The sequence below is a fragment of the Pseudolysinimonas sp. genome, from assembly GCF_031389465.1.
Classification (GTDB): domain Bacteria; phylum Actinomycetota; class Actinomycetes; order Actinomycetales; family Microbacteriaceae; genus Pseudolysinimonas_A.
This window is the reverse complement of sequence record NZ_JANMSQ010000176.1, coordinates 18566-28226: the sequence shown is the minus strand read 5'-3', so window position 1 is coordinate 28226 and position 9661 is coordinate 18566. Positions and strand designations below refer to the sequence as shown.

Here is a 9661-nt window from a genome sequence, read left to right as displayed (position 1 = left end):
ACCTCCTGGGTGAGGGTGTGCTTGATCTTGAGCCAGTCCCGGGAGCGACGACCCAGCCGGTACGGCGAGCTCGCGCGTTTCGCGATGACGCCTTCGAGCCCGAGTTTGCGACTCGTCGCGACGGCGGTGTCGAGGTCGGTGCCGGCATCCGGCGGAACCCGCACCACGCCGACATCCTGAACCGCCGCGCGCAACTCGTCGCGGCGTTCGGTGTACGGCCGCCCCGCGAGCGAACGCCCGTCGCGTTCCAGGATGTCGAAGGCGAAGAACTCGACCGCCTGGGCGAGCCGGGCCCGCTCGACGTCGCGGGGAGAGGTGATGCCCGAGCGGGTCTGCAGCAGCCCGAACGACGGCCGACCCGATGCGTCGAGTGCGACGATCTCGCCGTCGAGCACCGCGTCGCCGTCGATCGCATCCGCCAGCGCCGCGAGTTCGGGATACGTCGGCGTGAAGTCGAGACCGTTCCGAGACCGAACTTCGACCGCGCCGTCACGCACCGTCGCGATCGCGCGGTAGCCGTCCCACTTCATCTCGAAGACCCAGTCGTCACTCGCATCGAAGCCGTCGAGGTCGGCAAGGGTCGCGAGCATCGGATGCACCGTGCCGGCCGCGTTCGTGCGCCCGCCGACGACCGACTTACCGCGCTTCAGCCCGCGCCGCGGCTCGGCACCTACCCGTTTCCACGATCCTGATGCCGATCGGGCCTTCGACGCGGCGATGCTCTCGGGGTCATCCCAATCGACGGGCTGCTGGTCTTTCATCAGGTGCAGGAGCCAGTTCTTGCCGCCTGGCGCTGTGTCGGTCTGAATCAACGCCAACCGGTGCGAGCCGTGCTTCTCCCCGTGGATCGTGAAGATCAGCTCGTCGTCGCGCCACTTCTCGAGGTCGTACGAGCCGCGGTCCCAGATCGTCACCTTTCCGGCCCCGTACTCGCCTTTCGGGATCTCGCCCTCGAACTGGCCGTACTCGAGCGGGTGGTCTTCGGTGTGCACCGCGAGATGGTTCTTGCCGACTTCGGTCGGCACTCCTTTCGGCACCGCCCACGAGACCAGTACCCCGTCGCGTTCGAGCCGGAAGTCGTGATGCAGCGCCGTCGCGTGATGCTCCTGAATCACGAACGAGTTTCCCGCCCCGTGCACCCCGCCGCCCATCGGCTCAGGCGTCTTCGCCCCGTCGCGCATCGCGCGGTACTCGGCCAGCTTGGCTTCGGCATCCGACGAGTGCCAGATCTCGCGCTCGAGGTCGGCCGCGGGATCGCCCTTCGCCCGAACCCGTTGGAGCACCTCGTGCATCTCGAGCTGCCGCAACCCGGGCGAGAGCAGTTCGCGCCAGGTGCGCGGAGCCGCGACCGTGGGGCGCATCCTGCCCCTCAGCGAGTAGGGAACGATCGTCGTCTTGTTGCCGTTGTTCTGGCTCCAGTCGACCAGTACTTTGCCGGCCCGCAGGGTCTTCTTCTGGTCGCTGACGACGAGTTCGGGATGATCCGCCTCGAGTGCCCGCGCCAGTTCATGCGCGACGAGCGACACCTGTTCCGACGTCTGCTCGCCGTCGAGCGGTGCGTACAGATGGATGCCTTTGGAGCCACTCGTCACCGGGAACGCTTCGAGTCCCATCCCGGTCAGGATCGCGCGCACCGCTTTCGCGCCCTCGACGCACTCGGGCAGCCCGGCACCCTCGCCCGGGTCGAGGTCGAGCACCAGCCGATCAGGATTTTGCCGGGCACCTCTCTTGCCGAATCGCCACTGCGGCACGTGAAGTTCGAGCGCCGCCTGCTGCGCCATCCAGGCGAGCGTCGCGAGGTCGTTCACCAGCGGGTAGCTGTTCACGTGGTCGGAATGCTGGATGTCGCGCCGCGAGATCCACGACGGGCCTGTGTCGGGCAGGTTCTTCTCGAAGAACACCGTGCCGGGTTTCGCGTCAGAGCCGACCCCTTCGACCCAGCGCTTTCGCGTGACGGGCCGGTTGCGGGCGTGCGGGATGAGCACGTCGGCGACCCGGGTGTAGTAGTCGAGCACCTCGGCTTTCGTGGTGCCCGTCTCGGGGTAGAGCACCTTCTCGAGGTTCGTCAACTTCAGCCGGTGCCCGCCGACGGAGACAATCTGCTCCGTACCCTTTCCCCGCGCTCTGGCAACCACCTTTCCCAAGCTAGTCATCGAGGGCGAGAATGGGCAGATGCGCTCCATCTGGAAGGGCTCGCTCAGCTTCGGGCTCGTCAACGTGCCCGTGAAGCTCTACTCGGCGACCGAAGACCACGACGTCTCGCTGCACCAGGTGCACGACGAAGACGGCGGTCGCATCCGCTATCAGCGTAAGTGCGAGATCTGCGGCAAAGTCGTCGACTTCGAGCACATCGCGAAGGCCTACGTCGACGGTGAAGAGACCGTCATCCTCACCGATGACGACATCGCGGCCCTGCCGGTGGAACGCAGCAAAGACATCGACGTCGTCGAGTTCGTGCCGAACGACCAGATCGACCCGATCATGTTCGAGAAGGCGTACTACCTCGCGCCGGACTCGAAGTCGAATAAGGCCTACGTGCTGCTGCGGCGCACCCTCGAAGACTCCGACCGCACCGCGATCGTGCAGTTCGCGCTGCGGCAGAAGACCCGGCTCGCGGCGCTGCGGGTGCGGGATGACGTGCTCGTGCTGCAGACCCTGCTCTGGGAAGACGAGGTACGCGAAGCCCGATTCCCCGAACTCGATGAAACCCCGCGCATCTCGGTCGACGAGCTGAAGATGGGGCGGCAACTCGTGGAGTCGTTCGCGAGCGACTTCACGCCCGAGAAGTTCACCGACGAGTACCAGGACCAGCTCAAGACCCTCATCGAGGCGAAACTCGAACAGGGCGACGCCCTCGACACCGAAGCCACCTTCGGGCGCGAAACCGAGAGCGGCGGCGAAGTGCTCGACCTGATGGAGGCCCTGCGTCGCTCGGTGGAATCCAAGCGAGCGGATGCCGACGTGGCTCCGGCGAAGAAGGCGCCCGCCGCGAAGAAGAAGGTCGGCTGACTCTCGCGGGTTGAGTAGCGCGCCGCGCCAGCGGCTCGCGTATCGAAACCCCCACACGTCTGCGCTCAGGGTTTCGATACACCGGGCTGCGCCCGGCACTCAACCCACGGGGGTGGGTCAGCCGCCGAAGCGCTCGGTGCGGATGGTGCCGGGGGCGTGGCCGAGGGCGATGAGCCAGTCGGCGACCGCTTCGACGAAAGGGGTCGGGCCACAGACGTACGAGCGCTCGATCGTCGTCGCATCCGGGATGGCGGCCGCCAGAGTCTCCCGGGTGAGCCGACCCGGCGCAACGGGCCAACCCGCAGGCGCTTCGCGGGTGTAGATGCGGTCGATGCGCAGACCCGCGGCGGCGAGGGCATCCAATTCTGTGTCGAAGAACTGGTTGTCGGGGCTGCGCACGCTCGAGAGCAGCCGGAAGTCGGCCACCCGATCCGCGTCGGCCGCAGCTCGGGCGATCGCGTAGAGCGGCACGATGCCCGACCCGCCGCCGATCAGCTGCACCGGGCCGGTGGTCGAGCCGAAGCCGGTCGGACGCCACACGAAGTACGCCCCCAATGGCCCGTGCACCTCGATCTGGTCGCCGACCCGCAGCTCGCCGGTGAGGAACGGCGACACCTCACCGGTGGGGATCTCGTCGACCGAGAGCAGCACCTGCGGCGACGGGCCATACGACGCGATCGAGTAGGAGCGGCTCGCCTGATACCCGTCGGGCGCAGTGAGTCGCACGTCGAGGTGCGACCCCGCGTCGTTGCCCGGCCAGCCGGGAACATCGAGCACGATGCGACGGGCGCTCACGGTTTCGGGCATGACCTCGGTGACCGTCCCGACCAACCATTCGGGCCGAACGCGGTTTACCAAGCCGCCCCTACCAATAGCGCTCTTCGGTCCAGGGATCGCCGTGCATGTGGTACCCGTTCTGTTCCCAGAACCCGGGCTCGTCGTCATCCATCATCACCAGGCCGCGCACCCACTTGGCGCTCTTCCAGAAGTACAGGGCGGGCACGAGCAACCGAGCCGGTCCGCCGTGCTCGGGTTCGAGCGGCTCGCCTTCGGCTTCGGTCGCGATCCAGGCCTTTCCGTCGAGCAGATCTTCCAGCGCAATGTTGGTCGTGTAGCCGCCGTGACTGTGCACCATGACGAAGTCGGCGCTGGTTTCGACCTTCTCGAACACGCGATCGAGACTCACCCCACGCCAGTCCATGTCGAGTTTGGTCCAGTGGGTGACGCAGTGGATGTCGACCGTCACATCTTCGACGCCGAGGGCGAGCACCTCGTCCCAGGTCCACCTGGTGAGCCCGCTCTCGGTGCGGATCGAGAACGACCAGTCGTCGGTGCTGACGTCGGGTGTGGGCCCGGCGGAGAGCACCGGCCAGTCGGCGACGAGGGTCTGCCCGGGCGGCAGGCGCGGATCGCGCTCGCGGCCGGCGCCGGAGAATCCGCGCGTGATGAAGGACACGCGTTCACGCTACTCGGCGCGTGTCCTCAGTCGTGAGGTTCGCGGAGGAAGGAGGGCAGCACCGCCCAGATCGTCAGCGTGAGGGCGAGCGTGGCGCCCCCGGCGACGAATGCCGCGGTGTGGCCGATGACGACGTCAAAGATCAGGAAGACCGTTCCGCCGAGCGCGAGCGCGATGGCCGCGAGCGCGAGTCGCATGAGCAGGTTTGCGGCCAGCACGAGTTGCGGTTTGGCGCCTCGCCGGAACAGTGCGCGGTGGAGGGCGACCGGTGAGAGGGCGAGGATCGTGGCGAGCGCTGCGACGATGACCAGCGTCAGGTAGACACCGATCTGCGCGCCCTCGAGTTCACCGAAGGCCGCCTGGAACGGGATGGTCAACAGAAAGCCGAGCAGTATCTGTGTCCCCGTCTGCGTCACGCGCAGCTCCTGGAGGATCTCGTCCCAGTTGCGCTCGATCCGTTCCGATTCGGACTCGCCCTGCGGCACCATCCTCCGATGGTAGGCCCCACTATCCTGTCGGGGTGTTCGACCACTATCAGGAGGTCTCGGGCGAACCCGTCGACGAGGCCGAGCGTCTCGATCGCGCGCTCGGCGACCGCGACTGGACGGTACCCGCGCCCGGATCCGTGGCGTCGCGCTTTCGGGCCCCGAGCGGCGACCTGGCTGTCGTCTCTCTGGGGGACCCCACGCATCCTCGGGTCGTTCTGGTTCCCGGGGTATCGGGGTCGAAAGAGGATTTCGTGCTCATGCTGCCCGTTCTCGCGAAGGCCGGGTACTTCGTGCAGTCGTTTGACCTGGCGGGGCAGTACGAGTCGGGCAGGGCCGGTCCGCCGCGCGGGAAGCGCTACGACTACGACCTGTTCGTGAACGACCTCGTGGCGTTCTTGGACGACGGCGGCCCGGCGCACGTGCTCGGCTACTCGTTCGCCGGCACGGTCGCGAAACTCGTGCTCGTGCGGCGACCCGACCTGGTGCTCAGCCTCACGCTGCTCGCAACCCCGCCCGAGCCGGGCAACGGCTTCCGCGGGGTGCGCGGCCTCGGGCCGTACACCTTTCTCGCCGGGGGCCGGATTGGCGCCGCGCTGATGATCTGGGGCATCCGCACCAACAAGAACCACGTTCCGCCGCAGCGCCTCGAGTTCGTGCGGATGCGGTTCGATCACACCAGTCGGCGCAGCATCGAAGACATCATCCGGCTGATGAAGCGCGCCCCCGACGTGCGTGACCAGGTCGCCGCCACACCCGTGCCGAAACTGGTGGCGGTCGGGTCGCACGACCTCTGGCCGACCGACCTTCACGCCGAGTTTGCGCGCCGGATCGGCGCGCGCCTGGTCGTCTACCCGACCGGTCACAGCCCGTGCGAAACAGCGCCGCACCAGCTCGCGCGCGACATGATCGCGCTGTTCGAAGGTGCCGGTTAGGGCTGGGCTTTCTGTTCGACGTCGCGCTCCTCGGCGAACCGACGACGAGCTAAGCGTCTGGCCAACGGCGAGTCCTCCGGCCAGTGGTTGCGCAGCGTCGGGATGATCCACGACAGCCGCCGAGTGAATCCCGACCACGTGGCGAACGGCCTCGCCGAGATGCCGACGACGAGGTCGGGGTCGTAGCGCACCGTCATCCACGGTTTGATGTGCAGGCTCAGATCGAGATCGTCATGGATGTCGAGTGCCTCCCGGTGCACCTCGGGACCGAGTTGCGCCCACACTTCCCGCCGCATCGCGAAGTTGGAGCCGAAGATCGGCGCGTGCCCGAGGTAGATCGTCATCGACCAGTACAACCCGCCGACCCACCAGGATTTGCCGAGACGGCGCTTGATCGGACCGGCGTCGTAGAACTCGCCCGAACCGGAGATCACGTCGAGACCGGGGTCATCCGCGAAGGCCGTCACCGCTCGTTCGAGCCATCCGGGTGGGCAGACCGAGTCGGCGTCGATGCGGGCGATCAGGTCACCGCGGGCGGCGTCGAGTCCGACCGCCGACGCGCGCGGGATGCCGGGGATCGGCTCCCCGATCACGCGGGCACCCGCGGCTTCCGCGACCGCGCGGGTGTCATCGGTCGAGCCATTGTCGACGACGATGATCTCGTCGGGCAGCCGCCGTTGCCGCGCAAGCGACGTCAGGCAGCGCGCGAGCATCTCCGCGTCGTTGCGCGCGGGGATCACGACCGAAACGAACATCGTCGCCAGGTTACCTCGCGGGTTGAGTGCCGCCGCAGGCGGTGTATCGAAACCAACCCCGAGTTACCCGTCCCTGGTTTCGATCTCCCCAGCGCGTAAACGGCGGCGTGGGCCCAGGGCTACGTCCGGCACTCAACCCACGACCTAAGGGCGCGCGCGCCACAAATGCAGGGCGGCGTAGGAACGCCAGGGGGCCCAGGCGGGCCGAGGTGAAGGGGCGATTCCGAGGGCGGCGGCGGATTGAGCGAGTACCAGATCGGTGGCAGGGAAGGCGTCGGGGTGGCCGAGGGCTCGCATCGCGAGGTACTCCGCCGTCCACGGGCCGACGCCGGGCAGGGCGAGCAGCCGGGCGCGGAGTTCCGCAACCGGGGTGGCCGGGTCGAGGGGGAGGTCGCCGGCGGCGATCACGTCGGCGACCCCGCGGATGGCGGCGATCCGAGCGATCGGCCCGCGCAGCACCTCGTGCCCCCGGTCGGCGAGCTGTGCGGCGGTGGGAAAGTCGCCGAAGTGTTCGACGATCCGACCGAGCACCGTGCGTGCCGCAGCGACCGAGATCTGTTGCCCGACGAGGGTGCGGAACAACGCTTCGTCGACGCTCGCGCTGCCGGGGATGCGGATGCCGGGTACCGCCGAGACGAGCGGCGCGAGGTCGGGGTCGCGGCCTAAGTGAGCGTCGATCGCGACCGAGTCGGCGTCGAGGTCGAACATCCGCCGCACCCGCGCGGTGAGCGCGGGCAGGTCGGAGAGCGTGGCGAGGCGCGCCCGCAACACCACGCCGGAGGGCTCGAGGGTGACGTCGATCAGCGCCCGTCCGCCGGGCAGCTGGAGGGGCCGGGCGAACCGGGTGTCGTCGCCCTCTTCGAACCCGCGGATGCCGTGGTCGGCGAAGAAGCGGAACAACCCCGGTCCGTCGAACGGTGCGCGGGCAGGCAGGTGCAGCGTGATCGTCCCGGCGTCATCCGAGGTGGGCGTGCCCCGGCGGGCGAGGGCGCGGAGTTCGGTCGGGGTCGCGCGGTAGACGGCGGCGATCGTGTCGTTGAACTGGCGCAGCGACCCGAATCCCGCGGCGTAAGCGATGTCGGCGACCGGCAGTTCGGTGGCGGCGAGCAGCGAACGAGCGGTCTGGGCACGGTGGGCGCGGGCGAGGGCGAGGGGTCCCGCACCCAGTTCGGCGGTGAGCACGCGCGTCACGTGGCGCGCGGTATAGCCGAGCCGTGCAGCCAGACCGGGCACGCCTTCGCGTTCGACGACCCCGTCGTGCACGAGGCGCATCGCGCGCGAGGCGAGGTCGTCGCGCAGGTTCCAGTCGGGGGAGCCGGGCACGGCATCCGGCTGGCAGCGCTTGCAGGCCCGCAGTCCCGCTTCGTGGGCGGCCGCAGCGGTGCGGTAAAACGAGACGTTGCCCGGTTTCGGGGTCATCGCGGGGCAACTGGGCCGGCAGTAGATGCCGGTGGTGTGCACGCCCGCAATGAACTGCCCGTCGAACCGGGCGTCGCGGGAGGCGAGTGCGCCGTACCGCTCGGCGAACTCAGTTGCGCGATCCATGACCCCAGCGTCGCACGCGCCGCCGACCCCTGGTAGCGGAAATCGGACATCGCCCGTCGCCAGTTACGCTGTCGATCATGACCCTCGAGGCCGGCCAGCCTGTCACGGGGCTCGAGCCACTGATGGCCGAGCTCGGTGATGTCGTGCGTACCGACCGGGCCGCCCTCGACGAGGCTCGTGCCGACAAGTCGGGTTACGTCGCCGCGACCTTCCCGCTCGCCGTCGTCGAGGCCCGCAGCATCGCCGACGTGCAGGCGACCCTGCGATTCGCGACCGAGCACCGCATTCCGGTCGTGCCGCGGGGCGCCGGCACGGGCCTCGCCGGCGGGGCGATCGGCAGTGACGGCGAGATCGTGCTCAGCACTCTGCGCATGGATCGCATTCTCGAGGTCTCACTCGACGACGAACTCGCCGTCGTCGAGCCGGGCGTCATCAACTCCGACCTCAACGCGGCGATCCACGACCGCGGACTCTGGTGGGCGCCCGACCCGGCGAGTCGCGCGATCTCGACGATCGGCGGCAACATCGCGACGAATGCGGGGGGGCTGCTGTGCGTGAAATACGGGGTCACCCGCGAGGCGGTGCTCGGCCTCAAGGTGGTGCTCGCCGACGGCCGGCTGCTCGAACTCGGCCACCGCACCGTCAAGGGCGTCACCGGGTACGACCTCACTGCGCTCATGATCGGCTCCGAAGGCACGCTCGGCGTGATCGTCGAAGCGACCCTGCGGCTGCGGCCGCTCCCTAAGGGAATCCCGGTCACGGTGAAGGCTGAGTTCCCGACCGTCGAACAGGCGGCCCGCGCTTCGAGCGTGGTGAGCGCGAGCGGCATCACCCCGGCGATCATGGAGCTGCTCGACCCGCATGCCGTTCGCAGCATCGCCGGGTACCTCGCCGTCGATCTCGGCGAAGGCGCAATGCTGCTCGCCCAGACCGACGGGGTGGGCGCGGCCGAGGAGGCTGCCTCAATCGCTGCGGTCATGCGCTCGCTCGGTGGCGACGTCGAAGTGACCGAGGATGCCGACGAAGCGAAGCGGCTCTTCGACATCCGCCGTGCGTTCCATCCGTCGCTTCAGACTCAGGGGACGGTGCTCATCGAGGATGTCGCCGTGCCGCGCAGCGCTCTGCCCGCGATGTTCGCCTCGATCGAACGCATCTCGGCGAAGTACGGGATCGAGATCCCCACCGTTGCGCACGCGGGTGACGGCAACCTGCATCCCAACTTCGTCTTCGACGCCCCCGAGGTCGACGGCCATGTCGACGTTCCCGACCATGTTTGGGCGGCGGCCGACGAGATGTTCCTCGATTGCCTGCGCCTCGGCGGAACGCTGACCGGCGAGCACGGCGTCGGCATCCTCAAGAAGCGCTGGCTGCGCGACGAGCTCGGCGACGATTCCTTCGCTCTCCAGCGGCAGATCAAGCAGGTCTTCGACCCCGCCAACCTCCTCAACCCCGGCAAGGTGTTCTGACCCGGAAGGG

General features: G+C 68.5%; 9 protein-coding genes. 3 read left to right on the top strand and 6 right to left on the bottom strand.

The genetic code is table 11. The annotated features are described in order from the left end of the window. On the bottom strand, positions 1-2069 hold a 2069-nt coding region (ligD, locus tag RMO30_RS07175), incomplete at its 3' end, for a non-homologous end-joining DNA ligase (RefSeq protein ID WP_309711330.1). Positions 2070-2172: 103 nt separating this feature from the next. Between ligD and RMO30_RS07170 the strand changes: the two genes are divergently transcribed. Then, positions 2173-3009, top strand: a complete 837-nt coding sequence (locus tag RMO30_RS07170; RefSeq protein WP_309711328.1) for a Ku protein — start codon at positions 2173-2175, stop codon at positions 3007-3009. A 117-nt stretch (positions 3010-3126) separates the two neighbouring features. Here RMO30_RS07170 and RMO30_RS07165 read toward each other — a convergent pair whose 3' ends face one another. The 3 genes from RMO30_RS07165 to RMO30_RS07155 are packed head-to-tail and all read right to left on the bottom strand — an operon-like array spanning position 3127 to position 4953. Continuing rightward, positions 3127-3816 carry an FAD-binding oxidoreductase gene (locus RMO30_RS07165; RefSeq protein ID WP_309711326.1) on the bottom strand — a complete coding sequence of 230 codons (690 nt, stop codon included), beginning with the start codon at positions 3814-3816 and terminating at the stop codon, positions 3127-3129. Between the two features lie 58 nt (positions 3817-3874). Then, positions 3875-4465 carry a molybdopterin-dependent oxidoreductase gene (locus RMO30_RS07160; RefSeq protein ID WP_309711324.1) on the bottom strand — a complete coding sequence of 197 codons (591 nt, stop codon included), beginning with the start codon at positions 4463-4465 and terminating at the stop codon, positions 3875-3877. A 26-nt stretch (positions 4466-4491) separates the two neighbouring features. Next, positions 4492-4953, bottom strand: a complete 462-nt coding sequence (locus RMO30_RS07155) for a DUF6328 family protein (protein ID WP_309711323.1) — start codon at positions 4951-4953, stop codon at positions 4492-4494. 32 nt (positions 4954-4985) lie between these two features. Here RMO30_RS07155 and RMO30_RS07150 point away from each other — a divergent pair, with 32 nt between their 5' ends. After that, positions 4986-5885 carry an alpha/beta hydrolase gene (locus tag RMO30_RS07150; RefSeq protein ID WP_309711320.1) on the top strand — a complete coding sequence of 300 codons (900 nt, stop codon included), beginning with the start codon at positions 4986-4988 and terminating at the stop codon, positions 5883-5885. On the opposite strand, the gene RMO30_RS07145 is transcribed toward RMO30_RS07150, so the two are convergent. Then, positions 5882-6640 (bottom strand): glycosyltransferase, encoded by a 759-nt coding sequence (locus RMO30_RS07145; RefSeq protein WP_309711317.1) that lies wholly within the window; start codon positions 6638-6640, stop codon positions 5882-5884. The genes RMO30_RS07150 and RMO30_RS07145 overlap by 4 nt on opposite strands. A 144-nt stretch (positions 6641-6784) precedes the next feature. After that, on the bottom strand, positions 6785-8185 hold the full coding sequence (locus tag RMO30_RS07140) for an AlkA N-terminal domain-containing protein (protein ID WP_309711314.1): 1401 nt from the start codon (positions 8183-8185) through the stop codon (positions 6785-6787). A 77-nt stretch (positions 8186-8262) separates the two neighbouring features. Here RMO30_RS07140 and RMO30_RS07135 point away from each other — a divergent pair, with 77 nt between their 5' ends. Further along, entirely contained in the window at positions 8263-9651 is a 1389-nt protein-coding gene (locus tag RMO30_RS07135) for an FAD-linked oxidase C-terminal domain-containing protein (RefSeq protein WP_309711313.1), read from the top strand. Positions 9652-9661 lie beyond the last annotated feature (10 nt).